Raw genomic sequence first — 25,995 nt, 5'->3', positions numbered from 1 at the left:
CGGCGGGAAAGCCCCGATCTCGTTGATAGCACTGAAATTTTCAACGCTATTCAGGCAGTTACAGCACCGCCTGTGGAAAAGTGGGGAGACGCTAGCTCCATGCCTCCTCCGAAGGATGCTTTCCACCTGCATCGAAGTTGTGCCACTCTTTATCATGAGACCCCTCGTCTCCCACCCCTTTTTCCCTACCAGCCCATTCGCTCAGGAGCCGCCGCCTTGATCCGGGTACTGATTGCCGATGACCATCATCTGGTGAGGACGAGCATCGCCCACCTGCTGAACGCCGAGGAGGACCTCAGCGTGGTCGGCGAGGCCTCCGACGGCGAGACCGCCATCGCCGAGACCCGCCGCCTCTCCCCCGACGTGGTGCTGATGGATATCCGCATGCCGGGGATCGGCGGCCTGGAGGCCACCCGCAAGATCCACCGCACCCAGCCCGACACCCGCGTACTGGTACTGACCGCCTGGCTCGAGGAGGCCTTCGCCCAGCGACTGCTGGACGCCGGCGCCTTCGGCTTCCTGAGCAAGGACTGCCAGCACGAGGAGATGGTGGCGGCCATCCGCGGCGTCTTCCACGGCCAGCGCTACGTCAGCCCGGAGGTCGCCCAGCGGCTGGTGCTGTCGCGCATCGATGCCACGGACAACCCCTTCGACCAGCTCTCCCAGCGCGAGATGCAGGTGGCGATGATGATCGTCAACTGCCAGAAGGTGGCCGACATCTCCGACCGGCTCTTCCTCAGCCCCAAGACGGTGAACACCTACCGCTACCGCATCTTCGACAAACTGGGCGTGCAGACCGACGTCGAACTCACCCACCTGGGGCTGCGCCATGGCCTGGTGGAAGGCTTCGCCAGCGTGGAGTGAGCCGCCCCGACCTGCCGTCCGGCCTGATCTGCTAGGATGGCACTCCCGTCCGCGACCGCACCGCCTTCATGAGCTTCGATCATCGCCACTTCCTCGGCACCGTCAGCGAATCCCCGGGCGTCTACCGCATGCTGGATGCCCGGGGCGAGACCCTGTATGTCGGCAAGGCCCGACGCCTCAAGGCGCGCCTGGCCAGCTATTTCCGTGGCGCCCTGAACGCCAAGACCCAGGCCCTGGTCTCGCGCATCGCCGACATCCAGGTCACGGTGACCAACAGCGAAACCGAGGCGCTGCTGCTGGAGCAGACCCTGATCAAGGAGCTGCGCCCGCCCTACAACATCCTGCTGCGCGACGACAAGTCCTACCCCTTCGTCTTCGTCACCGACCGCCACCCCTTCCCGGCGCTGGAGTACAGGCGTGCCCGGGCGCGCCGCGACGACGGCCGCTACCTGGGCCCCTACCCCAGCAGCCTGGCGGTACGCGAGAGCCTCTCGCTGATGCAGAAGATCTTCCGCATCCGCAACTGCGAGGACAGCGTCTTCGCCCACCGCACGAGGCCCTGCCTGCAGTATCAGATCGAGCGCTGCAGCGGCCCCTGCGTGGGCCTGATCGGCGAGGCGGAGTACCGGCGCGACCTGGAGCACGCCGTGCAGTGCCTCGAGGGCAGAAGCGAGCAGGTGACCGGCGAGCTCACCGCGGCCATGGAGGCGGCCAGCCAGGCGCTGGCCTTCGAGGAGGCCGCTCGGCTGCGCGACCAGATCCAGCAGCTGCGCCAGCTCCAGCAGCGCCAGTTCGTCGATACCGGCGACGGCGATGCCGACATCTTCGCCCTGGCCACCCGCCCCGGCGCGCTGTGCATCTCGGTGCTCAGCGTGCGTCACGGGCGGCTGCTGGGGGCGCGCCACCATGCCCCCGCCAACGGGCTCGACCTGCCCGCCGAGGAGCTGCTCGCGGAATTTCTCAGCCAGTACTACCTGGGCCAGGACAACGAGATTCCCCGCGAGCTGATCACCAGCCACCCCCTGGCGGATCGTGCGCTGATCGAGGCGGCGCTCGGCGAGCGCGCCGGCCGGCGCGTGCGGCTCACCGATCGGGTGCGCGGCCACCGCGCGCAGTGGCAGTCCCTGGCCGTGACCAACGCCGAGCAGCAGCTCGCCAGCCAGCTGGCCAGCCAGGCCCAGCTCACGCGGCGGTTCGCGTCGCTGCGCGAGGTGCTGGGCCTGGCCGAGACCCCTGCTCGCCTGGAGTGCTTCGACATCAGCCACAGCCACGGCGAGGCCACCGTGGCCTCCTGCGTGGTGTTCGACCAGAACGGCCCGCGCAAGTCCGACTATCGCCGCTTCAATATCGAGGGAGTGGCCGCCGGCGACGACTACGCCGCCATGCGCCAGGCGCTGACCCGACGCTTCCGCCGACTCACGGACGGCGAGGGGGAGCGCCCCGACGTGCTGCTGGTGGACGGCGGCAAGGGCCAGCTCAACCTGGCCCGGGAGGTCTTTGCCGAGCTCGGGGTCAGCGGCATCGCCCTGGTCGGCGTCGCCAAGGGCACCACCCGCAAGGCGGGCCTGGAGACCCTGTTCCTCGAGACCGCAGATCGGAGCCTGGACATGGATCCGGCCTCGCCGGCCCTGCACCTGATCCAGCACGTGCGCGACGAGGCGCACCGTTTCGCCATCACCGGCCATCGCACACGCCGCGACAAGGCGCGCCGCACCTCCACCCTGGAAGGCATCCCCGGCGTCGGGCCCAAGCGCCGCCGCGAGCTGCTGCGCTTCTTCGGCGGGCTGCAGGGGGTCAAGCAGGCCAGCCGCGAGGAGCTGGCGCGGGCGCCAGGCATCAGCGCCACCCTGGCCGAGGCGATTCATCGCGCCCTGCATGGATGAAGTCCGCCAAGGGGGATAGAATGAGCGGGCGCTCGGCACCACCCACCGGCAAGGACAGCGTCACGCAATGAACATCCCGAATCTCCTCACCCTCGCCCGTATCGGCTTCATTCCGCTGCTGGTGGTGTTCTTCTACCTGCCCTTTTCGTGGAGCATGCCCCTGGCCGCCGGCCTGTTTGCCCTGGCCTCGATCACCGACTGGCTCGACGGCTACCTGGCCCGGCGCTGGGACCAGGCCACCCCCTTCGGCGCCTTCCTCGACCCGGTGGCCGACAAGCTGATGGTGGCCGTGGCCCTGGCGCTGATGATCGAACGCTACGAGGCGGTCTGGCTCACCCTGCCGGCGCTGGTGATCATCGGCCGCGAAATCGTCATCTCGGCGCTGCGCGAGTGGATGGCGGAGATGGGCAAGCGCGGCAAGGTCGCGGTCTCCTGGATCGGCAAGGTGAAGACCACCCTGCAGATGGTCGCCATCTTCCTGCTGCTGGCCTTCGCCCCGGGCACTCCCATCGCCCATCTCGCCGTGGCCACCCTCTACGTGGCGGCCGTGCTGACCCTGTGGTCCATGGTGCTCTACCTGCGCGCCGCCTGGCCGCACCTCAGCGATTCCATGTGAGGGAGTGCAAAAGCGTTTGACAGTCACCGACTTATCCGTATAATTCGCTCTCGAGTCAGGCGGGAATAGCTCAGTGGTAGAGCACAACCTTGCCAAGGTTGGGGTCGCGAGTTCGAATCTCGTTTCCCGCTCCATCTCCCCTCGGGAGATGAACATCTGACTCAGTGAGGCTGGATGGCAGAGTGGTCATGCAGCGGACTGCAACTCCGTGTACGCCGGTTCGATTCCGACTCCAGCCTCCATTTCCCCCTTTTTTCTGCTCGACACCGTGCCGCCCGGATGGCGAAATTGGTAGACGCAAGGGACTTAAAATCCCTCGGTGGCGACACCGTGCCGGTTCGAGCCCGGCTCCGGGCACCAGTCTCTCCGTCCTTCGCCTGGACCGACACCCAAGCGGCGCACCAGCGGGGCCTTGCCTCATGAACCTGCCGCCCCTGCGCGACCCCTTCTTCACCTATCGTTTTCGCCGCCGCCTGCATGTGGTGCGCGTTCTGTTGGCCCTGACGATCACCTTCGTCATCATCCGCCTGTTCGAGATCCCCCACTCCAGCTGGGCGCTGGTCAGCACCGTGATGGTGATGGGCAACCTGCCGCATATCGGCGGCGTGCTCGACAAGGGCCGCCAGCGACTGCTGGGTACCGTGCTCGGCGCGGCCAGCGGGCTCGCGCTGATCCTCTTTCCGCCCGCCGCTCCCCTGCTGATTCCCGCCGGCAGCCTGGTCGCCATCGGCGTCGCCACCTGGCTCACCTTCGGCAATCGCCACGGCTACAGCGGCCTGATGTTTGCCATCAGCCTGCTGCTGGTGGTCGGCGACGGCAGCCACGACCTGGGCATCGGCCTGTGGCGCGCCTTCGACGTGCTGCTCGGGACCCTGGTGGGCATCACCGTCACCGTACTCGTGCTGCCCCAGAAGGCCACCGACATGATGCGCTTCATGCTGGCCGAGAACCTCGACCGCATGGCGCGCCTGTTCCATGCTCACACCACCGCCGCGGCCGCCCTGGACGTGGATACCCGCGCCCTGCTCAAGGCCACCAGCTCCGCCCTGGTCAAGCAGCGCGGCCTGGTCGATGCCATCCATCGCGAGCGCCGGCTCACCCGCGACGAACTCGACGACGTCATCTCCCTGCAGCGCCGAATGCTCTCCACCATCGAGCTGCTGCTGGAGACCCACTGGACCACCCGGGAGGGCCACGACCGCATCGAGGCCATGACGGGACTGCGCGAGGAGCAACACCGGCTGGCCCGGGAGCTCGGCACCCTCGCCTTCCAGGTACGCACTGGCCAGCCCATCGCGGTCACGGTGAGCCCCTTCAACCTGCAGCGACACGCCGAGCTGGCCACCACCGCGGTGAGCGATGAGGGACGCACCCTCTTCAGCCCCAGCGGCTATCTGTGGCTAAATCGCGAGCTGGCCCGCGTCACCGGCGACCTGGTCGCCTGCCTCGGCGGCCTGACCCGGCTTCCCAGCCGCCGCCTGCATCGCGCCTCCGGGCGCAAGTGGGCACCCCGCGACACCGCCGCCACCGACAAAGGAACGCAAGATGACCCACGGCAATCATGATGTGCTGATCATCGGTGGCGGCGTTGCCGGCCTGGTGCTGGCCCTGGAGGTCGCCGAGCGGCGGCGGGTCACCCTGCTGCGCCCGGCCAGCGACGACCAGGGGGCCAGCCGCTGGGCCCAGGGCGGGATCGCCGCGGTGCTCTCGCCAAGCGATGACTTCGATGCCCACGTGGCCGACACCCTGGTGGCCGGCGACGGCCTCTGCGACGAGGCCGCCGTGCGCTTCACCGTCGAGCAGGGGCCTGCCGCCATCGCGCGACTGCTGGCCCTCGGCGTGCCCTTCACCCCGGACCCCAGCCCCGAGGCCACCTACCCCTACCACCTGACCCGGGAGGGCGGCCACGGCGCCCGGCGCATCATCCACGCCGCCGATGCCACAGGTCTGGCGGTGATGGAGACCCTCAAGGCCCATGTGACCGCACATCCTGCCATCCAGGTGCTGGACGACCTCACCGCCATCGGCCTGATCGGCGACACCGCCGGGGCCTGCCGCGGGGCGCGCTGCCTGGATGGCCAGGGCCGGCTGCACGAACTGCTGGCCGCGGACACGGTGCTGGCCACCGGCGGCGCCAGCGGGCTATACCGCCATACCACCAGCCCCCACCCGGCCAGCGGCGAAGGCATGCTGATGGCGGCAGAGCTGGGGGCGGAACTGATGAACCTGGAGTTCCAGCAGTTCCACCCGACCTGCCTCTATGATCCCGACGGCAGCCCCTTCCTGATCAGCGAGGCGGTGCGCGGCGAAGGTGGACGGCTGCTGAACGTCAACGGCGAGCGCTTCATGCCCGGCCTGGACCCGCGCGCCGAACTGGCGCCGCGCGATATCGTCGCCCGGGCCATCGATGCCGAGATGCAGCGCACCGGCAGCGACCACGTGCTGCTCGATATCCGCCACCTGGGCGAGGCGGCGATCCGCCACCACTTCCCCACCATCCATGCCCACTGCGCCAGCCGCGGCCTGGACATCGCCCGGGAGCCGATCCCGGTGGTCCCCGCCGCGCACTACAGCTGCGGGGGACTGGCCACCGACCTGGCCGGGGCCACCACGGTGCCGAACCTCCACGCCATCGGCGAGGTGGCCTGCACCGGGCTGCACGGCGCCAACCGCATGGCCAGCAACTCGCTGCTGGAGTGCCTGGTGTTCGCCCGCAGCTGTGGCGCCGCACTGCTTCGGGACGCACCCCCTGGCGCGTCGGCTCAGGCCGCGCCCCTGGTGCCGCTCCCGGACAGCGGCGACAGGCTGGCCGATCCCCAGGTGCTGTCCAGCATCCGCGAGCGGATGCGCCAGATGATGAGCGCGCGGGTGGCGATCGTGCGCCATGATGCCGGGCTGGACGAGGCCGCCGAGACCCTGGAGGCACTGCAGCGCGAGCTCGCCCCGCTGGTGACCGCCTGCGCCCCCACGGTCGCCCTGGCCAGCCTGTGGCAGGCCTTGCGCCTGGCGCGGCTGACCGTGGCCAGCGCCCGCGCCCGCCGTGAATCCCGCGGTCTGCACTACAACCCGGACTGCCCCGGCCACGCCCCGGGAACCGCGCAGCCCTCGCGGGTCCATCTCGCGGACCTCGACTGACGGCCTTCTGGCTAGCGCTGCAGGACCAGCAGGCGACGCAGCCGCCATAGCGAGGCGGCGTCACTGCTGTCCGGCCACAGCCATAGCCGTCGCCCGTTGAGGTGCAGGCCGATCAGCCAGGGGCCGAGGTAGTCGCACTCGAGGGAAGCCGGGTGCCAGGGCGCCTCGCCGCTCTGGCGCCACTCCCAGCGCAGGCCGCCATCGGCGGTCATCAGGGCGCGCAGCTCGCCACGCACACGCCGCCGGGCGGCGTCGAGGACGACGCCCGGCATCGCGATAGCGACCAGGGCCGCCAGCCAGGACGGGGCATGCAGAAACGCCATGCCAACCACCGCAGCGGCCAGCAGGGCGTGAAGGAGAAAAGAGAGCCTAGACGGGACGATGCCCAATGCTGTCGGCGCTTTCGGCATGCTCGACAATCAGCTGCACGATGCGGCGGCGGTCCGGGTCCTCCGGCCAGTCGCGGCGCATCAGCCACATGAACAGGTCCTGGTCCTCCTCGTTGATCAGCTGCCGAAAGGCCCGCTGATCCGCCTCGTCGAGGCTGTCGTAGCACTGCTCGAGGAAGGGCACCAGCAGCAGATCCAGCTCCCACATACCGCGGCGGGAGTGCCAATAGAGCCGCTTACGCAGTGCCGCTTCCTGGGGTGATTGCTCGTTCAACGTCGACCTCGCCTGTCCGGTGGGATGTGTCACCACAGTATACCCGACCCCCCCGTGAACGGCAGCCGCCAGCCGCGCCATCTACCAATGGTCGTAGTGCGTTGTTTTATCACAATTTGCCGAGTATGCTTTGGTGAAACAACAGCACTAGGCGGGCCGGCTCTTGCGCCCACCGCAGAGGGAGAACGTCGATGACCAAGTCCGAGTTGATCGAGCAGATCGCCGCACGGCAGCCGGAGCTGTCGATCAAGGAAGTCGAGGCTGCCGTGCGCCTCATCCTCGATGACATCACCGACACCCTGGCCGCGGGCGGTCGCGTCGAGATTCGCGGCTTCGGCAGCTTCTCGCTGCACTACCGGGAACCCCGGGTGGGCCGCAATCCCAAGACCGGCGAACCGGTCGCGCTGGACGGCAAGTTCGTGCCACACTTCAAGCCAGGCAAGGAGCTGCGCGAGCAGGTAGACGCCAGCCGCGCCCTGGGCTACTGATCGGCTCCGATCACTCATACCATGACCACCGGCACCACCATTACAGGGGACACAAGCGCATGCGTTGGCTAAAAGGCCTGATCCTGGCCGTCATTCTGCTGGTCGTCCTGCTGGTCGGCATTCTCTTCGCCGTGAACAACCAGCAGGCCCTACCGCTCAACCTGATCTGGATCGAGCTCCCCGCGGCCTCGCTGTCCGTCTGGCTGCTCGCTTCCCTGGCGGTCGGGGTGCTGCTTGGCATGCTGGCCATGAGCGGCGTCTATCTGCGCCTGCGTACCTTGCTGACCCGCGCCCAGCGCCACAACCAGCAGCAGCGCAAGGAGCTCGATCGACTGCGCGTTCAGGAGCTCAAGGAACTCCCCTAAATGCCCGACGCCCTGCTGCTAACACTGTTGTTGGCAGCGGTCGCCATCGGCTGGTGGCTCGGCCGCCGCGAACGCAGCAAACCCTCCGATCCCGCGCCATCATCCGGGCTGGCGCGGGATTATTTCGTGGGGCTCAACTACCTGCTCAACGACCAGCAGGACCGCGCCATCGAGACCTTCGTGGCGGCCCTCGAGGTCAACAGCGAGACCATCGACACCCATATCACCCTGGGCAACCTGTTTCGCGCCCGCGGCGAGGCGGACCGGGCGGTGAAGATCCACCAGAACCTGCTCGCCCGCCCGACCCTCTCCGGCGCCCAGGGCGAGCGTGTGCAGCTGGAGCTGGCGCGCGACTTTCTGGCCCTGGGGCTGCTGGACCGCGCCGAGCGGCTGCTGCACACCCTGGTGCGCGACTCCCAGGACGAGGAGCGGCGCCTGTCGGCCAAGCGCCTGCTGACGGACCTGCTGGAGCGCGAGGGAGAGTGGCAGGCGGCACTCGAAGTGGCCCAGCCCCAGCTGATACGCCAGAGCGATGAGATCCGCCGCGCCGCCGCCCACTGGCTCTGCCAGCTGGCCGAGCAGGAGCGCTTAGAGGCCAGCCCCGGGCTCGCCCGCAAGCACCTGCGCCAGGCGCTAGCCATCGACTCCCGCTGCGTGCGCGCCAACCTGCTGCTGGCCGCCATGGAGCACGACACCGGCCACTACCGCCAGGAGATTCGCCTACTCGACCGCATCCCCGACCAGGATGCCGCCTTCACCCCTACCCTGCTGCCTCCCCTGGCCGCCGCCTATCGCCTCCTCGACGACGAGGACGGGCTGGTTCGTCACCTGGAGAAGCTGGTAGAGCGCACGCCCTACACCAGCGTGATCATCCTGCTGGCCGAGACGGTGCGCCACCGGGATGGCCTGCAGGCCGCCATCGATTTGGTCAGCGAACAGCTCAACCGCGAACCCAGCCTGGGCGCGCTGGACTACCTGATCGACCTCTACCGCCAGCACAGCGTGGGCGAGCCCCTAGCGCAGCTCCAGTTGCTGCAGCGTCACACCCACACGCTGCTGGAGGCCCTGCCCCGCCACCGCTGCCGGCGCTGCGGTCACGCCGGCGAGCAGCTCCACTGGCAGTGCCCGCGCTGCCGCAGCTGGGGCACCACCAAGCCGATCACCGGCATCGAGGGCGAGTAGCAGGACCTCAGCCGGCGACCAGCTCGGCCTCGATGGCCGCCAGCGCCGCCATGGGGTCATCGGCCTGGGTCACCGGGCGCCCCACCACCAGATGGGTGCTGCCCTCCGCCATGGCGTCACGCGGGGTCATAACGCGGCGCTGGTCACCGGCCACCGCGAAGCTCGGGCGGATGCCCGGGGTGACCTTGAGGAATGACTCGCCACACAGCTCGCGCAGCCGCGCGGCCTCCTGGGCCGAACAGACCACCCCGTCCATGCCGCTCTGGCTGGCCAGCCGCGCCAGGCGCTCCACCTGCTCGGCGGGCGTGACGTCGCCCCCCACCTCGGCCAGGTCCTCAGCCTCCATGCTGGTCAGCACTGTCACCGCGATCAGGTGGGTGGAGAGGCCGTGGCGCTGAAGCCGCTCCCTGGCCGCCTCCATCATGCGACGACCGCCGCCGGCGTGGACGTTGACCATCCACACGCCCTGCTCCGCCGCCGCCTGAACGGCGCCGGCCACGGTGTTGGGAATGTCGTGAAACTTGAGATCCAGGAACACCTCGAAGCCGCGACCATGCAGCGCCTCCACCACGTCGGGACCGCTGCGGGTGAACAGCTCCTTACCCACCTTCAGGCGGCAGCGGGCCGGATCGAGGCGATCGGCCATGCACAGGGCGGCATCCAGGGAGGCATAGTCGAGGGCGATGATCAGAGGCGAATCGGTAGACACGGGCCGGGCTCCAGGCAAGGGACAGATGAGCGACATTATATCAGCCCGAACCACCAACTCGCGTAGGAGATCGCCCCGCGGTGCGTCTCCCCGGGAGCCCTCCAGCGAAGCGCGTGGCTACCCCTCGCTGCCGGCCCTGGCCTACGTCGGCTGGCGGCACCCGCTGACGATAGAGGCCCCGGGCGCCCGCTAGCTTGAAGAGTGCCCCGACGCAGAGGGCTCCGGGTGAGCGGCACGACCCAAGGTCCAGGAAGAAGACACCGTCGACGGCGACAACCAGCAATAGGCATCACCCAGAACAGTGAGAACATGAGGAGACGATCATGAAGGGAGTGACACGCAACGCACTGGCCGGGGCACTGCTCGCCCTGCTGCTCGGCCTGGCACCGCTCGGTGCCGTGGCGCAGGAGATGGCGCCGATCAACGTCAACACCGCCGACGCGGAGCTGCTCACCGAGCTGCCGGGGATCGGGCCGGCCAAGGCGGCCGCCATCATCGAGGAGCGCGAGGCCAACGGGCCCTTCGAGAGTGCCGAGGACCTAACGCGGGTCAGCGGCATCGGGCCCGGCACCGTCGCCAACCTGGAGGATCAGGTCAGCTTCTGAGGAGGCCCCAAGCGAAGCGGCCGCCGGGAAGGTCCCCGGCGGCCGCTCGATCTCATGAGAGCAGTCGTTGTAAGAGTCGTTGCAAGGGGGGGGGTTAGAGGCGCAGGCCGCCGTCGCACTCGATCACCCGCCCGGTGAAGTAGGCGTTCTCGAAGATGAAGGCCACGCTCTGGGCGATGTCCTCCGGCTGGCCCAGGCGGCGCAGGGGCACACCGGAGATCAGCTTCTCCAACATGTCCTGGCGCATGGAGGCGGTCATGTCGGTCTCGATGAAACCCGGGGCCACCGCACCGACGCGGATGTCATAGCGCGCCAGCTCCCTGGCCCAGGTGGTGGTGAGCGCCACCACGCCCGCCTTGCAGGCCGCGTAATTGCTCTGCCCCATGTTGCCGGCCCGGGAGATGCTGGAGATATTGACGATCACCCCCTCGTTACCCGCCTCGATCATCTGGCTGGCCGCCTCGCGCCCGCACAGGAAGACCCCGGTCAGGTTCACATCGACGACCGCCTGCCACTGCTCCAGGGACATGGTCTTCTCGACCTTGCCATCCCGGGCCTTGACCAGCAACGCATCGCGCAGGATGCCGGCATTGTTGACCAGGCCGCTCACCGGCCCCAGGGAGGCGGCGATATCCCCGAAGGCCTGCTTCACCGACGTCTCGTCGGCCACGTTGGCCACGAAGCCATGGGCCTCGATGCCCGCCTGATGCAGCCGGGAGACGGCATCGTCCAGGGTGGCGGCATCGGTATCGATCAGCGCCAGACGGGCGCCTCGACTGCCCAGCAGCTGAGCCATGGCCAGGCCGAGGCCGCGGGCGCCACCGGTAATGGCAATCACGGAGCTATCGAGATTCATCGTCAATCCTCCAGGGGGATGGGGCGATTCAGGGCCGATCTGGCGGTAGAGTCCTTGACATCGCTCTTTTGGGATACAAGTAAGGTAGCAGAGTTTGTGCGGCGCACCATAGCGCTATCGATATGACAATCTATACAGTCTGGCAGCGTCGAGGCGAGCGAGCGCGTCAACGCTTGAGTTTTCGCGAAGCCCCCCCATCTACTGCGCAATTGACCCTCGCGGAGTTCCCATGCCCTTTCTGCTTGCCTTTACCCTCTTCGCCCTGCTCGACTTCGTCATCCTCTTCTCGGTGGGCAGTCAGATCGGCCTGCTCACCACCCTGCTGATGGTGCTGGCCACCGGCTTCATCGGCCTGCACCTGATCCGCCGCGAAGGGGCCGCCACCTTCGCCCGCGCCCGGGAGCGCCTGGAGCGCGGGGAGCTCCCCTCCGGGGAGCTGCTCACCGGTGCCGCGCTGATCTTCGGCGGCGCCCTGCTGATGGCCCCCGGCTTCGTCTCCGACGCGCTGGGGTTCCTGTGCCTGATTCCCGACGCGCACCGCCTGCTCGGCAAGCTGCTGGCCCGGGGCGGGGTGCGCGCCCAGGGCATCCACGTGGGCGGCGGCTTCGCGTCCGGCCCACGCCGCGGCCACGCCGATGACTGGCAGCAGGCCGCAAGCGAGCCGCGGCCAGACTCACGCGCCTCGTCATCGGCCAGCGACGGCAGCAGCGGCGAAGGCCCGCTGGAGGGCGAGTTCATCTCCCGCGACGATGCGCGGCGCTGAGCCAAAAAAATTTTCCCGGAGGCCTTGAAAGCCCCTTGGCAAGCCCCACTTATCGCTCAGCAACAGGTTTCGGCGCGGCTGACGCGCCATTGACACGGAAGGCGCTCAGCGCCTCCCTCCTCGCAGGCGGAGCCTGTGAGGCGATGACCAGAACCGCCGGGAGAACCCGGCCATGTGAACCATCAGGAGAACGTGAGCAATGAACATCCGTCCCTTGCACGATCGCGTCATCATCCGTCGCGTTGAAGAAGAACAGAAAACCGCTGGAGGCATCGTGCTTCCGGGCAATGCCCAGGAAAAGCCGACTCGCGGCGAAGTGCTTGCCGTCGGTAACGGCCGGATTCTCGAGAACGGCGATGTGCGCCCGCTGGACGTGAAGGTCGGCGACAACGTGATCTTCAAGGATGGTTTCGGCGTCGAGAAGCAGAAGATCGACGGTGAAGAAGTCCTGATCATGAGCGAATCCGACATCCTGGCCGTGGTCGAGGGCTGATTGCCCAGCCCCCTCGCTATCCCTCAGACGTTCACGATTTCATAGGAGAGATCGAAATGGCAGCGAAACAAGTCAAGTTCTCCGACGACGCCCGCAAGCGCATGGCCCGTGGTGTCGACCTGCTGGCCAACGCCGTGAAGACCACCCTGGGCCCGAAGGGTCGCAACGTGGTGATCGAGAAGTCCTTCGGCGCCCCGACCGTCACCAAGGACGGCGTCTCCGTGGCCAAGGAGATCGAACTGAAAGACAAGTTCGAGAACATGGGTGCTCAGATGGTCAAGGAAGTCGCTTCCAAGACCTCCGACGTCGCCGGTGACGGCACCACCACCGCCACCGTACTGGCCCAGTCCATCGTCAACGAGGGCCTGAAGGGCGTCATCGCCGGCATGAACCCGATGGACCTCAAGCGCGGTATCGACCAGGCCGTGGCCGCCGCCGTCAAGGAGATCAAGGCCCTGTCCGTGCCCTGCACCGACACCAAGGCGATCGCCCAGGTCGGCACCATCTCCGCCAACGGTGACAAGCGCATCGGCGAGATCATCGCCGAGGCGATGGAGAAGGTCGGCAAGGAAGGCGTCATCACCGTCGACGAAGGCCGTGGCTTCGAGGACGAGCTGGAAGTCGTGGAAGGCATGCAGTTCGACCGCGGCTACCTGTCGCCCTACTTCGTGACCAACCAGGACACCATGCAGGTCGAGCTGGAAGACCCCTACATCCTGCTGGTCGACAAGAAGATCTCCAACATCCGCGAGCTGCTGCCGGTGCTGGAAGCCGTCGCCAAGGCGGGCAAGCCGCTGGTGATCATCGCCGAGGACATCGAGGGCGAGGCCCTGGCCACCCTGGTGGTCAACACCATGCGCGGTATCGTCAAGGTCGCGGCCGCCAAGGCCCCGGGCTTCGGCGACCGTCGCAAGGCCATGCTGCAGGACATCGCCATCCTGACCAACGGCACCGTGATCTCCGAGGAAGTGGGCCTGACCCTCGAGCAGGCTACCCTGGACCACCTGGGCACCGCCAAGCGCGTGACCATGTCCAAGGAGAACACCACCATCATCGACGGCGCCGGTAACGAGGGCGACATCGAGGCCCGCGTCAACCAGATCCGCGCCCAGATCGAGGAGACCTCCTCCGACTACGATCGCGAGAAGCTCCAGGAGCGCGTGGCCAAGCTGGCCGGCGGCGTGGCCGTCATCCGCGTCGGTGCCGCCACCGAGGTCGAGATGAAGGAGAAGAAGGCCCGCGTCGAGGACGCCCTGCACTCCACCCGCGCCGCGGTCGAGGAAGGCGTGGTGCCCGGCGGCGGTACCGCCCTGGTGCGCGTGCTGACCAAGATCAAGGACCTCAAGGGTGAGAACGAGGACCAGACCCACGGCATCGCCATCGCGCTGCGTGCCATGGAGGCCCCGCTGCGCCAGATCGTCACCAACGCCGGTCAGGAAGCCTCCGTCATCCTCAATAAGGTGAAGAGCGGCGAAGGCAACTTCGGCTACAACGCCCAGACCGACGAGTTCGGCGACATGTTCGAGATGGGCGTGCTGGACCCGGCCAAGGTGACCCGCACCGCGCTGCAGTCCGCCGGCTCCGTGGCTGGCCTGATGATCACCACCGAGTGCATGATCGCCGACGATCCGGAAGAGAAGGGCGCCGGTCCGGACATGGGCGGCATGGGTGGCATGGGTGGCATGGGCATGATGTAATCACGCCCCCTGCCCCAGGCGCTGCATCACGCAAGGCCTGAGACAGACCCCGCCGGCGCAAGCCGGCGGGGTTTTTTACATAAGGAGAAAGGCAGCGTGGTACCGGTAATACGGGTGGCAAGGAGTTGACTCCAGCTTGCCCCTTGCAGCTTGTAGCTGGCCGAAGGCCCGGTAAGATACCCAACCTCCGCTTATCACCTTACGCCGGCCGCCTGCCCATGCTCTCGAATATCCGCGTCGTTCTCGTCCAGACCTTCCACCCCGGCAACATCGGCGCCTCGGCGCGGGCCATGAAGACCATGGGGCTCAGCGACCTGGTGCTGGTCAACCCGCACCAGTTCCCCGACCAAGAGGCGACGCGGCTCGCCGCCGGCGCCGAGGATCTGGTGGAGAACGCCCGGGTGGTGGGTACGCTCGGCGAGGCGCTGAGTGATTGCGTGCAGGTGGTGGGCGCCAGCGCGCGGCTACGCAGCCTGCCGCTGCCCCATTTCGATGAGCCCGACGCCATGGCCCGGGCGCTGGTGGAGCACGCCGCCACGGACCCGGTGGCGCTGGTGTTCGGCCGCGAGCGCTCTGGCCTCACCAACGACGAGATCCGTCTCTGCAGCCACCAGGTGAGCATCCCGGCCAACCCCGAGTACGGCATCCTCAACCTCTCCCAGGCGGTACAGGTGCTGGCCTACGAGGTATTCAAGGCGTGGCGCCGGCGCCCGGAGAGCGGCTACCTGCCCCAGCGCCCCGAGGAGGAGCGCGCGCCCAGCCGCGAGCAGCTCGGCCACTTCCACCACCATCTGTCGCGGGTGATGCGGGAGAGCGGCTTTCTCACCCAGCCCCACGCCCGGACCGAGGCCCAGCTGCAGGCGCTCTTCGCCCGGGCCCAGCCCAGCCGGAAGGAACTCTCGCTGCTGCGGGGGCTGCTTGCCTCGGTGGAGCAGCACCTGCCAGACAGAAAGGAATAGAAGAACGGCGGCCACAGGGGCCGCCGTTCAGTTTCACGGACGCCGTCGCGCTCAGAACAGCATCGCCGCCGCCCAGCCGAAGGCGATCAGCGGGATGTTGTAGTGCAGGAAGGTAGGCACCACGCTGTCCCAGATATGGTCGTGCTGACGGTCGACGTTGAGGCCCGAGGTCGGGCCCAGGGTGGAGTCCGAGGCCGGGGAGCCAGCATCGCCCAGCGCCGCCGCGGTGCCCACCAGGGCCACGGTGGCCAGGGGCGAGAAGCCGAACTGCACCGCCAGGGGCACGAAGATCACCGCGATGATCGGGATGGTGGAGAACGACGAGCCGATCCCCAGGGTGATGAAGAGCCCCACCAGCAGCATGATCAGCGCGGCCAGGCCGCGGTTGTCGCCGATGATCGCGAAGCTCGACTGCACCAGGCTGTCGATCTCGCCGGTGGCGTTCATCACCGCGGCGAAGCCCGACGCGGAGATCATGATGAAGCCGATCAGCGCCATCATGCGCATGCCGCTGGTGAAGAGATCGTCGGCCTCGCGCCACTTGACGATACCCCCCAGGGAGAGCAGCGCAAAGCCCATCAGGCCACCCAGCACCATGGAGCCGGTCCACAGCTGGATGCCCAACGCCGCCACGATGGCCAGCCCCGACATCACCAGCCCCAGGGCATGGGACTCACGCGGCTCAGGGTGATGGTGCGGCACATTGGTGGTGGCCACCTCCAGCGCCTGGTACTCCCGCGGGCGGCGGTAGCTGAAAAAGAGCGCCACCGCGAGCCCCAGCGCCATGCCGCCCACCGGCACCGCCATGGCCATGGGCACCATGCCCCGGGTGATCTCGAGCCCCAGCAGCTCGCCGGCGCGGTTGATATTGGCCAGCAGGATATCGTTGAGGAAGATCGCTCCGAAGCCCACCGGCAGCAGCATGTAGGGGGCGGTCAGGCCGAAGGTCAGCGCGCAGGCCACCGCCCGGCGATCCAGGCGCAGCTGGTTCATCACCTTGAGCAGCGGCGGGATCAGGATCGGAATGAAGGCGATATGCACCGGGATCAGGTTCTGGGAGGAGATCGACACCAGCAGCACCGCGGTCAGCAGCAACGCCTTGACCGTAGCCTGGCGCGCCTCGCTGGCCTCCTGGCCCAGCAGGCCGATCAGCTTGCGCGCCAGCAGGTCGGGCAGACCCGAGCGCGAGATCGCCACCGCGAAGGCCCCCAGGGTGGCATAGGCCAGGGCAACCTGGGCACCGCCGCCGACGCCGTCGTTGAAGGCGGAGAGGGTCTCCTCGATGGAGAGCCCGCCCACCAGGCCGCCGACCAGGGCCCCGACCACCAGGGCAAAGACCACCGAGACCCGCGCCAGCGACAGGCCCACCATCACCAGCACCGCAAGAATCACTGCATTCATGTCATGTATCCGAACAGGAGAAAGGGGTTGGATGACAAAGCGGCGAATTCTACCAGAGACGCCCCGCACAACCGACCCCCATCTGTCATCTGCCGGCCATGCCGGCGTGATCGATCTGTCATCTGCCTGGGCGAGGATATCGATGGGTCGATGCAGCACGGCTCGGCAAGGGAGACTGCCCCGCCCCGCAGGGATGCGCCGGTGCAGGATGCACCTCAGGAGGAGCGGCCGAGGGCCGGTCAGGCACCGGGAGGGTGCCCAGGGAGGCATGGCATCACGCCACGGCATCTGCCGTGGCGTTCTTGTGGGTCGCAGGCGGGGCGTCACGACCAGCCCGGCACGCCCTCGCGTATGCGCCGCGAGAAGTCGGGGGCGTCGTGGGCCTTGCGGGCACGGTCGGTGATGTCGCCAAGCCTTCTGAGCTCGGCGAGCCGATAGCCCGGTACCAGGCCGCCGTGGTCGTGGACATAGCCGGGCAGCAGGCCGGTGAGCAGCAGCCGATGGTCCAGCGGCAACCCCTTGATGATCCGCCGCATCATGGCGAAGACCAGGGTGGTGCAGTTCGCGGTGATGGTGTGGTAGAAGCGCGGCGCTTCCTCCAGGCGATTGGCCTCCTCCACCAGGGCCAGCAGCAGGTCGCGGCGCTCTCGTTCGCCCAGCGTGACGCGATAGAGGGTGACAGACTCCTCGCGCACGTTGCTGCGCAGGCGCACGGCATCCCGCTCGTCGGCGGCGATGATCGCAAGCTCATACTGCTTGAAGAAGCCGCCGATCTCCGAGAAGGTCTCGTGGCGCTCGCGACGCACCTCCACCGAGAAGGCCAGGAAGTCGTCGATCTCGCCCTCTTCACCCGCGAAGCCGAACGACAGCAGCACATGGGCGATGCCGGGACGTCCCCAGCCGGAGACGATCAGATCCAGCGAGGCGAGCCGGTCCAGCGGATAGCGGCGCGACTCCCAGGCCACCCGGGCCCGATCGCGCGTCTGCCAATCGAAGCAGCGCACCCAGTCCAGGGTCAGCCACTCGCCTTCCTGGCGGCCGGTCGCCAGGTGGGCCACATCATCGGCCCAGTCGAGATCCGCCGCCGGCTCGAGGCGGCGCCACCAGGCCAGCAGCGCCAGCATCTGCACCGCCAGCCCGGCGATTGGTCCTACCCGCGCGTCCTTGCCGTAGAGCCAGAGCCAGAGCCCGCTCGCCAGCAGCCACAGGGCCACCGCCAGCAGCCGGCCGGGGCGCGCCAGCGGCAGGCGATACCCGAGCGCCAGCCCACCCCACAGGGCACACAGCGCCATGACCAACCTCAGGCCGAGATCGACGATCAGCAGCATCGAAAGTCTCCAGAGCGGAATGGCGCGAGGCTAGCATGACCGCCCCGAGGCGGCCTCAACGCTTCTGCCGGGATGCGGCGGCGCAGGCCGCCGCCGCAGAGGGGATCAGGCGTCCGGCAGGGCCGCGGTGATCATGATCTCCACCTTCCAGTCCGGACGGGCCAGCTTGGCCTCGGTGGCGGCGCGCACCGGCGGGCGGCCCGGCACCACCCAGGCATCCCAGGCCGCGTTCATTTGGTCAAACTCGGCCATGCTGGTCACCCAGACCTGGGCGCTGATCAGGTGCTCCTTGGAAGTGCCGGCGGCGGCCAGCAGGCGGTCGATCTTGGCCAGCACCTGCTCGGTCTGACCGCGCATGTCGGCGCTGGCGTCGTCCGGCACCTGGCCGGCCAGGTAGACGGTGCCGTTGTGGACGGCGGCCTGGCTCATGCGGGTGTTGCTGTCGTGATAGGTAACGCTCATGTGGCTCTCTCTCGTCTCGTCGGGCGGGGCCCGGAAGTGGGTCGGCCTCCCCGGCCAGGCAGGCACCGGGAAGGCCGACAGGGTAGCGCTCCCGGCCCCGCCAGGCGAGTGCCGAAGGCACCTGGCTGGCCCTGGGCTATCACCTGCTGCTCTCGATCACCCTGGCCCAGATGCTGTGGTTCATGAACGTGAATCGGCTGAGGGACGCCACGATCCTTGATACCGTATGGGGATGGCTCCAGGCGTCGGGCGCGTCGCGGCAGCGGCGCCGTGGACGAGATGCTGGACGAGCTGCGCGAGGAGGCTCGCCGCCAGGGCTGGCCCTTCGTGCGCTGGATCACCCGCGAGCACAACTACCGTGCCCGCGGCGTCTATGACCGTCACGCCACCCGCACCGATTGGCTGACCTATCAGCTCGAACCCTGACACCCATACACGACGACTGACTGGGAGTTCTGCATGCCCCGCTTTCCCGACCACCTGACCGGTGACGGCCCCCACAACCCCTTCCCCGGGGTGCGCGTGCTGGAACGCCGCCTGGGCCGCGAGATCCCCCACCAGCTCGGCTCCAACGAGGGGCTCGACATGCCCCACCGCGCCCTGCGCGAGCACTTCGGCGATGCCATGGCGGCCCACGTCTACAGCTACGGCGACGCCGAGGCGCTGGGCATCCGGCGGCGCCTGGCCGAGCAGAAGGGCATTCCCCTGGAGGCGATGCTGGTGGACGCCGGCGCCGACAGCCTGATCGCGCTGTCGCTGCGCGCCGCCACCGCTGCGGGCGATGTGGTGGTGAGCACCACCGGCACCTACCCCACCTTCGCCTACTTCGCCCGGGGCCATGGCTGCCGGCTGGTGGAGGTGCCCTACGACGAGGGGCCCGGCCGCCTGGCACCGGATCTCGACGCCCTGGCCGCGGCCGTCCGCGAGCAGGGGGCTCGGCTGGTCTACCTGGCCAATCCCGACAACCCCGGCGGCCACCTGCATCGTGATGCCGACGTGCTGGCGCTGCGTGACGCGCTACCCGACGACTGCTGGCTGCTGCTGGACGAGGCCTATCACGACTTTCGCGAGGATGCCGACGGCGAGTTCGGGCGGCGGGTGCTGCCCGGGGTGATCCGGCTGCGCACCCTTTCCAAGGCCCATGGCCTGGCCGGGCTCAGGGTCGGCTACGCCATCGCCGAGCCCGAGACGCTGGCGATGATGATGAAGGTGCGCATCCACTATGCGGTGTCGACCCTGAGCCAGGCCGCTGCCGAGGTGGTGCTGGACGCCCCCGCCGAGGTCACTGCCCACGTGGCCGCGGTGAGGGAGCGCCGCGAGCGGCTGGCGGCCCACCTGCGCGAGCTGGGAGCCGAGGTGCTGCCCAGCGCCACCAACTTCGTCGGCATCCGCCTGGCCAGCGCCGAGCTGGCCGGCCAGCTGCACGGCGCCCTGCTCGACGAGGGCAAGCTGATCGCCCGCCCGGCCGACCCGGCACTGGGCCATGTGCTGCGCATCACCGCCGTGGAAGACGCCCTGGTGCCGGGGCGGCTCGCCACCCTGGAGGCGGCACTTTCCGAGCGCTGAAAACACAGGCACCGCCCGAGGGCGGTGCTGAATCCAAGCGCACAGACCAGTTCCCCATATACACCTGTCACGTTACAGCCGTTAAACGACTGTAGCGACCTTGACACCTTCCAGCTCCTGGCAACCCGAAACATTCGTGACAACACACTGATTAAGAAACCTTTTATACCCACCCTTCTACTGGCATGGCCATTGCTCCTGCATTCAGGTGGCATCTGTCACTGACAACAATGCACAACAAAGGAGATATGTCATGTTCGCTACGCTAAAGCATGCCCCCGCGGCGGCTCCTCTCTCCCTGGCCCTGCTGATGGCCAGCCAACTGGCCCAGGCAGAAATCCCCGGTATGCGAGGCACCCAGCACTTCGGCTTCACCGTTCCCGACCGCCAGGCAGCGGTGGATTTCTTCGTCGATGTGATCGGCTGCGAGGCCTTCTTCACTATCGGGCCCTTCGGCCCCTTCGATGACGATTGGATGGACGTGAACCTCGACGTTCATGCAGAAGCCACTATCCCAGCCGCCCACCTGGTGCGCTGTGGCAATGGCACCAACCTGGAGATCTTCGAGTACACAGCCCCGGATCAACGCACCGAACAGCCACGCAACAGCGACATCGGCGGCCACCATATCGCCTTCTACGTGGACGACATGGCGAGCGCCGTTGCCTACCTCAAGGAGAACGACGTGGAGGTACTGGGCGAACCCAAGACCTTTACCGAAGGGCCCATGGAGGGGCTGAGCTGGGTCTATTTCATGGCGCCATGGGGCATGCAGCTGGAACTGGTCAGTTCACCCTACGGCATGGGCTACGAGGCCGAAACCGGAAGCCGGCTCTGGGACCCGCGCTTCTGAACCTATCCACCTACGGCGGCATCCTGTGATGCCGCTTCTGCTTCCCCAATACAAGGATGCCGATATCACAAGGCGCATGCCGACAGCAGGCCCAGGCAGGATAGCCGAGCAGTACGGGCAGAACGGCTCGATGCATGCGCCTGATTTCATCGGCACAGTGACATGACGAGGTGGACCGATGACAAACACCATGAAAGCTGCAATCTGGTACAAGGCCAGGGACCTTCGCGTAGAAGCGGTCGAGATCCCGACCCTCAAGGACCCTCACCAGGTCAAGGTGAAGGTCGCCGCATGCGGCATCTGCGGCAGCGACCTGCACGAGTACAGTGCCGGACCCATCTTCATTCCGGTCGAGGAACCGCACCCCCTCAGTCAGCAGCGTGCGCCCATCATCATGGGCCACGAGTTCGCCGGCGAGGTCGTGGAGGTGGGAGAGCGCGTCACCCGGGTCAAGCCCGGGGACAGGGTGGCCATCGAACCTATCCTCTCCCCCAACAAGGATGGGCAATACCTCATGGAGCGCTACAACCTGACGCCCCTGCTGGGCTTCCACGGGCTCTCGGGTGGCGGAGGCGGCTTTGCGGAATACACCGTGGTCGGTGAGCACATGGTCCACCCCCTGCCCGACTCCCTCTCCTATGAACAGGGCGCCCTGGTCGAGCCAGCCGCGGTGGGCTTGCACGCGGTGCGCCAGAGCTCTCTGAAGGCCGGCGACAACGCCGTGGTCTTCGGCGCCGGCCCGATCGGGCTGGTGATCATCGAGGCCCTCAAGGCCGCCGGCGCGTCCAGGATCGTGGCTGTGGAACCCTCAGCCGCACGCCGGCACAAAGCCGCCGACCTGGGCGCCTGGGTAGTGGATCCCCGGGAGCAGGACGCAGTGGAACAGGTGCATGCTCTGACCCATGGCGGAGCCGACTTTGCCTTCGAGGTCACCGGCATTCCCGCCGTGCTGAACCAGGCCATCAACGCCACCCACGCTGGCGGAGAGACGGTGATCGTCAGCATCTGGGAAACGGAAGCGGCCTTCCAGCCCAACGACCTGGTGATCAAGGAGCGCACCATGAAGGGCATCATTGCCTACCGGCATATCTACCCTGCCGTGATCGCCCTCATGGAGCAGGGCTACTTCCGCGCCGAGGATCTGGTCACCGCGCGCATCGCCCTGAAAGACATAGTCGACCGGGGTTTCGAGGTTCTGCTCAACGACAAATCGCACATCAAGATCATGGTTGAGCCTTGACGACAACGGCTCGGCAAACAAGCCACAACGGGGCCATTATGGGCCCCGTTCACGTTGGCTGGGATAGTCGAATCAGAAGCCGTTCGTGACAGCCTTGGCCAGTCGCCCCAGCAGCTCGGGCAGGGCCGCCTCGACCCTTGCCTCCGGCAGCAACTGGCCGAGAGCTACATGGCTCGCCGGCGAAAAGCGCTGAGAGTCGCCGATGGCGGCCTGGAAGGCATTGACCACCTCCACCAGGACCTCGGGGCTTCCCCCCACCTGCATGGCACCGTGGACCAGCATTGCCATATCTCGACAGCCCCGCACCCGCCGCCAGCGCTGGGCGGTCCCCACCAGCTTGCGCTCGCCAATGCGCACATTGAAGCGCCCGTCGCAGTAGGCGCCCGGCGCCTCGCCGAGGTTGGAGTCCGCGATACCGAGCTCGCGGAGCCAGTCGCACCAGGGCTCTCCGAGCCGGCGATAGCCCCACTCCATATGAGCAGCAGAGCTGCCTATTCGGCAACGCCGTGCCAGGGCCACGTTGATCACCGCCGTACTCTGAGGCACCGGGGTGCCACCGGTGGAGCGAAACTGGATCGGCCAGCCCCGCGCCTCGAGTGCCTCCCGGGCCTCGGGAAAACCCACCAGGCGCTCATGGCGACGCGGCATCACCAGGGCGCGGTCGCAGGGCGACCAGGCCACCAGACCAACGTCGCTCTCACCGTGGCAGATCGACTCCAGCAGCGCCTCCTCCATGGCCAGCCCCTCCGCCACGCTGGGCCGGCGCAGGGTCATGTCGTCGCTGTGCAGGATACAGGCAGGCATCATGGCGCGAGCTCCGCGTCACAGTTCATGGTCGAAGGCATCGCTGGCCAGCCCCTCGATACGCTCGCATAGGGCATCGAGGAAGGCGGCCGCCGGCGCCCCATTGACGGCGCGATGGTCGAAGGTCAGCGACAGGCCGATCACCTCCACGGCGCGCCAACCCTCCGAGTCTGGCACGGCCCGTATTTCCACACCTCCGATGCCGAGGATCGCCACCTGGGGCAGGTTGAGCAGCGGCGTGAAGTGATGCACCCGGGAGCGCCCCAGGTTCGATACCGTAAAGGTCGCGCCGGTCAGCGCCTTGACGCCGAGCTTGCCGCTGCGCGCCTGCTCGGTGAGTTTCCGGCGTGCCTCGGGCAGCTCGCCCAGGCGCAGGGTCTGGGCATCGAAGAGTGCCGGGGCCACCAGCAGGTCGTCGGGCAATGGAATCGCCAGCCCCAGGTGCACCGCGGCATGCCGGGTGATGCAGTTCTCCTCCAGGGTGGCATTGAGTGCAGGGAAATCGCCCAGGGTCTGGACAAGCAAGCGCAGCATCAGGTCCTGCAGCGAGGGCACGGCGAGCCCGCGTCGCCGGCAGTGCTCGCGCAGCGCCTGGAGGGCATCCAGGCGGGCGCTGGCGTGGTGGGTCAGCTGGGCCGACTGCTGCAGGCTCTGCAGCATCTTGGCGGCGATCATGCCGCGCATGCCGCGCAGCTTGATCTGCGCCGTGGCGCCATCCGCCCCCTCGGGGGCGGGCACCTGGGTTTCTGGAGTCTCCAGTCTCATCTCCAGCCTCCTTATGCTTCCAGGGTGGCGATCAGGGTCCCCTTGCTCACCACCTCGTCCTCTTCCTTGGCGATGCTGAGTCGCCCAGAGACCGGCGCCTCGATCTCGTACTGGGCCTTCTCCACCATCACTTCGGCGACCAGGTCGCCCTGGGCGACCTCGGCCCCGTCATTGACGAGCCAGGCGGTGATCACGCCTTCGGTCTCGCCCTCCCAGAGGTCCGCGGGTACGGTGATTTCGGTCGTCATAGGGTCTCTCCTCAACTCTCACTCAGCATTTGATGGAAGGCGGCGACGATCTTGTCGGCATTGGGCAGGGCCCACTGCTCCATGGTCGGCGCGAAGGGAATGGGAATGTCCGGGTAGGCCACCCGCTTGGGAGCGGCGCGCAGGCGACAACTCGAGTGCTCGGCCACGCTGGCGATGATCTCGCCGCTGACCCCATAGCTGTGGTAGTCCTCGTCGACCACGATCAGGCGTCCGGTCTTGGCGACCGACTCGCGCACCGTCTCGCGATCCAGCGGCACCAGGCTGCGCAGGTCGATTACCTCGGCGGAGAAGCCCTCGGCCTCGAGCGCCTGGGCGGCGCGCAGGCAGTGATGCACGCCGGCGCCGAGGCTGACCAGGGTCAGGTCGCTGCCTTCCCGTGTCACCGCGGCCTTGCCGATCTCCACGGTGTAGGCCTCCTCCGGCACCGCCACGGTGGCGCCCTTCTCGGTCCCCAGCCAGCCCATGCCCTGCAGCGCCTTGTGGTACATGAAGACCACCGGGTTATCGTCGCGGATCGCCGCGGTCATCAAGCCCTTGGCGTCATAGGCATTGCTCGGCACCACCACCTTCATGCCCGGTAGGTGGGCGAAGGTGCCGTAGAGGCACTGGGAGTGCTGTCCGGCATCGGAGTAACCACCACCGGTAGAAGTCATCAGCACCATGGGCACCGGGATCTTGCCGCCGGAGAAGTAGGTGTTCTTGGCCATCAGGTTGTAGATGGCGTCCATGCACACCCCGAAGAAGTCGACGAACATCAGCTCGACAATGGGCCGCATGCCGTCGGAGGCGGCGCCCACCGCAGCACCGATAAAGGCGGTCTCGGAGATCGGCGTGTCCCGGATGCGCTCCGGGCCGAACTCATCGAAGAGGCCCCGGGTATTACCGAAGACCCCGCCGAGGGGTCCCACGTCCTCTCCCATCACGAAGACCCGTGGGTCCACGCGCATCTCCTGGGCGGTGGCCTCGGCCATGGCCCGGGCCATGGTCAGCTTGCGGCTGGCGCTCTTGGTTACAGTAGTCATGGTCGTGCTCCCGGTTAGACGAAGACGGTTTCCAGCGCCGCCTCGGGCGGCAGGAAGTCGCTCTGCTGGGCGAAGCGGATGGCCGCCTCGACCCGCTCGTGGGCCTCGGCCACCAGGGCGGCATCGGCTGTCTCGTCGAGCACCCCAGCCTCGAGCAGGGCCGCGCGGTAGCGGGGAATGGGATCGGCGAGCCCTTCCTTCTCGCCCTTGGGTCGGTAGTCCTCGCCGTCGCCCATGAAGTGGCCGGCCAGACGCACCGTCTCTATCTCGATCAGGCTCGGCCCCAGCCCCTCGCGGGCCCGGGCGATGGCCTCGCCCGCCGCGGCATAGACGCCCTCCACGTCGTTGTCGGCCACATGGTGGCCCGGCATGCCGTAGGCGGCGGCTCGGGTAGCATTTCGCGGCACGGCGGTAGAGGCCTGCTTGGCCACCGAGATTCCCCAGGCGTTGTCCTCAATGACGAAGACCACTGGCAGCTGCCACACCGCGGCCAGGTTCATCGCCTCGTGGAAGGCGCCCTGGTTGGCCGCCCCCTCCCCCATAAAGGCCACCGCCACGCCGGGCTTGCCCTGCATCTGGCGGGAGAGCGCCGCCCCCACCGCCGGGCCCAGGCCCTCACCGATGATCCCCGAGCAGGAGAAGTTCACGTCGCCATCGAAGAGGTGCATATGGCCGCCGCGTCCGCCGGCAAGCCCGGTGGCCTTGCCGAAGATCTCGGCGACCATGGCGTCCAGGTCGACCCCCTTGGCCACGGCGATATGGTGGGGACGATGGGTGGCGGTGACGATGTCGTCCGCCGTCAGGTGGGCGCAGACCCCCACCGCACAAGGCTCCTGGCCATTGGAGAGATGCATCTCTCCGGGGATGGGGCCCTTGGCCATGTTGAAGACCGGGGTCTTGCCTTCCATATAGAGCGCCTCGATGCGCTCCTCGAGATAGCGGCTCAGTACCATGTTCCGGTACATCCAGCGCCGCTGTTCGGCTGTCGGTTGCATGGATATCACTCC

The 25,995-nt window shown here is 67.7% G+C and carries 29 protein-coding genes and 3 tRNA genes; 20 read left to right on the top strand and 12 right to left on the bottom strand.

Annotated features, from left to right (window positions below; all coding sequences use genetic code 11):
- The first annotated feature begins 216 nt into the window (after window positions 1–216).
- From DER72_RS13130 to nadB, 8 genes are all read left to right on the top strand, one after another.
- Window positions 217–864: a response regulator gene (locus DER72_RS13130; RefSeq protein WP_110070441.1), complete on the top strand. Its 648-nt coding sequence runs from the start codon at window positions 217–219 to the stop codon at window positions 862–864.
- Window positions 865–932: 68 nt separating this feature from the next.
- A complete protein-coding gene (uvrC, locus tag DER72_RS13125; protein ID WP_110070440.1) occupies window positions 933–2,747 on the top strand; it encodes an excinuclease ABC subunit UvrC in 1,815 nt (604 codons plus the stop codon).
- Between the two features lie 67 nt (window positions 2,748–2,814).
- Window positions 2,815–3,363, top strand: coding sequence for a CDP-diacylglycerol--glycerol-3-phosphate 3-phosphatidyltransferase (pgsA, locus tag DER72_RS13120; RefSeq protein ID WP_110070439.1), 549 nt, complete (start codon window positions 2,815–2,817; stop codon window positions 3,361–3,363).
- Between the two features lie 59 nt (window positions 3,364–3,422).
- Window positions 3,423–3,497: transfer RNA gene (locus DER72_RS13115), tRNA-Gly, on the top strand.
- 34 nt (window positions 3,498–3,531) lie between these two features.
- Window positions 3,532–3,605: transfer RNA gene (locus DER72_RS13110), tRNA-Cys, on the top strand.
- Between the two features lie 31 nt (window positions 3,606–3,636).
- Window positions 3,637–3,723 (top strand) — tRNA-Leu (locus DER72_RS13105).
- 59 nt (window positions 3,724–3,782) lie between these two features.
- Window positions 3,783–4,928 (top strand): FUSC family protein, encoded by a 1,146-nt coding sequence (locus tag DER72_RS13100; RefSeq protein ID WP_110070438.1) that lies wholly within the window; start codon window positions 3,783–3,785, stop codon window positions 4,926–4,928.
- Entirely contained in the window at window positions 4,909–6,498 is a 1,590-nt protein-coding gene (nadB, locus tag DER72_RS13095) for an L-aspartate oxidase (RefSeq protein WP_110070437.1), read from the top strand. Before DER72_RS13100 ends, nadB begins: the two co-directional genes overlap by 20 nt.
- Before the next feature lie 11 nt (window positions 6,499–6,509).
- On the opposite strand, the gene DER72_RS13090 is transcribed toward nadB, so the two are convergent.
- Together DER72_RS13090 and DER72_RS13085 are read right to left on the bottom strand one after the other, a co-directional pair.
- Window positions 6,510–6,821, bottom strand: coding sequence for a hypothetical protein (locus DER72_RS13090; protein ID WP_110070436.1), 312 nt, complete (start codon window positions 6,819–6,821; stop codon window positions 6,510–6,512).
- Between the two features lie 46 nt (window positions 6,822–6,867).
- On the bottom strand, window positions 6,868–7,161 hold the full coding sequence (locus DER72_RS13085; protein WP_110070435.1) for a succinate dehydrogenase assembly factor 2: 294 nt from the start codon (window positions 7,159–7,161) through the stop codon (window positions 6,868–6,870).
- Window positions 7,162–7,352: 191 nt separating this feature from the next.
- Here DER72_RS13085 and DER72_RS13080 point away from each other — a divergent pair, with 191 nt between their 5' ends.
- Genes DER72_RS13080 through lapB form a run of 3 tightly spaced genes read left to right on the top strand, consistent with a single transcriptional unit; the run spans window position 7,353 to window position 9,196 of the window.
- Window positions 7,353–7,649, top strand: coding sequence for an integration host factor subunit beta (locus DER72_RS13080; RefSeq protein WP_110070434.1), 297 nt, complete (start codon window positions 7,353–7,355; stop codon window positions 7,647–7,649).
- A 59-nt stretch (window positions 7,650–7,708) separates the two neighbouring features.
- Window positions 7,709–8,014, top strand: coding sequence for a lipopolysaccharide assembly protein LapA domain-containing protein (locus DER72_RS13075; protein ID WP_110070433.1), 306 nt, complete (start codon window positions 7,709–7,711; stop codon window positions 8,012–8,014).
- Window positions 8,015–9,196, top strand: a complete 1,182-nt coding sequence (lapB, locus tag DER72_RS13070; RefSeq protein ID WP_110070432.1) for a lipopolysaccharide assembly protein LapB — start codon at window positions 8,015–8,017, stop codon at window positions 9,194–9,196.
- A 7-nt stretch (window positions 9,197–9,203) separates the two neighbouring features.
- Here lapB and pyrF read toward each other — a convergent pair whose 3' ends face one another.
- Window positions 9,204–9,905, bottom strand: a complete 702-nt coding sequence (pyrF, locus tag DER72_RS13065) for an orotidine-5'-phosphate decarboxylase (protein WP_146209063.1) — start codon at window positions 9,903–9,905, stop codon at window positions 9,204–9,206.
- A gap of 323 nt (window positions 9,906–10,228) precedes the next feature.
- Between pyrF and DER72_RS13060 the strand changes: the two genes are divergently transcribed.
- Complete coding sequence (locus DER72_RS13060; RefSeq protein ID WP_110070430.1) at window positions 10,229–10,510, top strand: ComEA family DNA-binding protein; 282 nt, start codon at window positions 10,229–10,231, stop codon at window positions 10,508–10,510.
- 94 nt (window positions 10,511–10,604) lie between these two features.
- Here DER72_RS13060 and DER72_RS13055 read toward each other — a convergent pair whose 3' ends face one another.
- Window positions 10,605–11,366 carry an SDR family oxidoreductase gene (locus tag DER72_RS13055; RefSeq protein ID WP_110070429.1) on the bottom strand — a complete coding sequence of 254 codons (762 nt, stop codon included), beginning with the start codon at window positions 11,364–11,366 and terminating at the stop codon, window positions 10,605–10,607.
- A gap of 229 nt (window positions 11,367–11,595) precedes the next feature.
- On the opposite strand from DER72_RS13055, the gene DER72_RS13050 reads away from it, so the two are divergent.
- From DER72_RS13050 to DER72_RS13035, 4 genes are all read left to right on the top strand, one after another.
- Window positions 11,596–12,129, top strand: coding sequence for an FxsA family protein (locus tag DER72_RS13050; RefSeq protein WP_110070428.1), 534 nt, complete (start codon window positions 11,596–11,598; stop codon window positions 12,127–12,129).
- Between the two features lie 199 nt (window positions 12,130–12,328).
- Window positions 12,329–12,622 carry a co-chaperone GroES gene (locus DER72_RS13045; RefSeq protein ID WP_110070427.1) on the top strand — a complete coding sequence of 98 codons (294 nt, stop codon included), beginning with the start codon at window positions 12,329–12,331 and terminating at the stop codon, window positions 12,620–12,622.
- 56 nt (window positions 12,623–12,678) lie between these two features.
- On the top strand, window positions 12,679–14,319 hold the full coding sequence (groL, locus tag DER72_RS13040) for a chaperonin GroEL (protein ID WP_110070426.1): 1,641 nt from the start codon (window positions 12,679–12,681) through the stop codon (window positions 14,317–14,319).
- Window positions 14,320–14,537: 218 nt separating this feature from the next.
- The gene (locus DER72_RS13035) at window positions 14,538–15,278 is read left to right on the top strand and encodes an RNA methyltransferase (protein ID WP_110070425.1); all 741 of its coding nucleotides are present in this window, start codon (window positions 14,538–14,540) and stop codon (window positions 15,276–15,278) included.
- Window positions 15,279–15,329: 51 nt separating this feature from the next.
- Here DER72_RS13035 and DER72_RS13030 read toward each other — a convergent pair whose 3' ends face one another.
- The 3 genes from DER72_RS13030 to DER72_RS13020 form a co-directional block, all read right to left on the bottom strand.
- Window positions 15,330–16,679: a Na+/H+ antiporter family protein gene (locus DER72_RS13030; RefSeq protein WP_110070424.1), complete on the bottom strand. Its 1,350-nt coding sequence runs from the start codon at window positions 16,677–16,679 to the stop codon at window positions 15,330–15,332.
- A 323-nt stretch (window positions 16,680–17,002) separates the two neighbouring features.
- On the bottom strand, window positions 17,003–18,007 hold the full coding sequence (locus tag DER72_RS13025; RefSeq protein ID WP_110070423.1) for a DUF4105 domain-containing protein: 1,005 nt from the start codon (window positions 18,005–18,007) through the stop codon (window positions 17,003–17,005).
- A gap of 105 nt (window positions 18,008–18,112) precedes the next feature.
- A complete protein-coding gene (locus DER72_RS13020; protein WP_110070422.1) occupies window positions 18,113–18,469 on the bottom strand; it encodes a RidA family protein in 357 nt (118 codons plus the stop codon).
- 270 nt (window positions 18,470–18,739) lie between these two features.
- Between DER72_RS13020 and DER72_RS16210 the strand changes: the two genes are divergently transcribed.
- The 4 genes from DER72_RS16210 to DER72_RS13000 all read left to right on the top strand — a co-directional run bounded on the left by DER72_RS16210 (window position 18,740) and on the right by DER72_RS13000 (window position 22,128).
- On the top strand, window positions 18,740–18,895 hold the full coding sequence (locus DER72_RS16210) for a hypothetical protein (RefSeq protein ID WP_181395673.1): 156 nt from the start codon (window positions 18,740–18,742) through the stop codon (window positions 18,893–18,895).
- Between the two features lie 33 nt (window positions 18,896–18,928).
- Window positions 18,929–20,035 carry a histidinol-phosphate transaminase gene (locus DER72_RS13010; protein ID WP_110070420.1) on the top strand — a complete coding sequence of 369 codons (1,107 nt, stop codon included), beginning with the start codon at window positions 18,929–18,931 and terminating at the stop codon, window positions 20,033–20,035.
- Window positions 20,036–20,288: 253 nt separating this feature from the next.
- Window positions 20,289–20,888, top strand: a complete 600-nt coding sequence (locus DER72_RS13005; protein ID WP_110070419.1) for a VOC family protein — start codon at window positions 20,289–20,291, stop codon at window positions 20,886–20,888.
- 190 nt (window positions 20,889–21,078) lie between these two features.
- Complete coding sequence (locus DER72_RS13000) at window positions 21,079–22,128, top strand: 2,3-butanediol dehydrogenase (RefSeq protein ID WP_110070418.1); 1,050 nt, start codon at window positions 21,079–21,081, stop codon at window positions 22,126–22,128.
- A gap of 72 nt (window positions 22,129–22,200) precedes the next feature.
- Here DER72_RS13000 and DER72_RS12995 read toward each other — a convergent pair whose 3' ends face one another.
- From DER72_RS12995 to DER72_RS12975, 5 genes are read right to left on the bottom strand one after another with little or no spacing between them, the layout of a single operon-like run.
- A complete protein-coding gene (locus DER72_RS12995) occupies window positions 22,201–22,935 on the bottom strand; it encodes a lipoate--protein ligase family protein (protein ID WP_110070417.1) in 735 nt (244 codons plus the stop codon).
- A gap of 15 nt (window positions 22,936–22,950) precedes the next feature.
- Window positions 22,951–23,697, bottom strand: a complete 747-nt coding sequence (locus DER72_RS12990) for a 2-oxo acid dehydrogenase subunit E2 (protein ID WP_110070416.1) — start codon at window positions 23,695–23,697, stop codon at window positions 22,951–22,953.
- 11 nt (window positions 23,698–23,708) lie between these two features.
- Window positions 23,709–23,945 carry a biotin/lipoyl-containing protein gene (locus DER72_RS12985; protein ID WP_110070415.1) on the bottom strand — a complete coding sequence of 79 codons (237 nt, stop codon included), beginning with the start codon at window positions 23,943–23,945 and terminating at the stop codon, window positions 23,709–23,711.
- Window positions 23,946–23,956: 11 nt separating this feature from the next.
- Window positions 23,957–24,988, bottom strand: a complete 1,032-nt coding sequence (locus tag DER72_RS12980) for an alpha-ketoacid dehydrogenase subunit beta (RefSeq protein ID WP_110070414.1) — start codon at window positions 24,986–24,988, stop codon at window positions 23,957–23,959.
- Window positions 24,989–25,002: 14 nt separating this feature from the next.
- Window positions 25,003–25,983, bottom strand: coding sequence for a thiamine pyrophosphate-dependent dehydrogenase E1 component subunit alpha (locus DER72_RS12975; protein ID WP_110070413.1), 981 nt, complete (start codon window positions 25,981–25,983; stop codon window positions 25,003–25,005).
- Window positions 25,984–25,995 lie beyond the last annotated feature (12 nt).

The sequence above is a fragment of the Halomonas sp. A11-A genome, from assembly GCF_003182195.1.
GTDB classification, from domain to species: Bacteria; Pseudomonadota; Gammaproteobacteria; order Pseudomonadales; family Halomonadaceae; genus Halomonas; species Halomonas alkalicola.
This window is presented reverse-complemented; position numbering and strand designations above follow the sequence as displayed.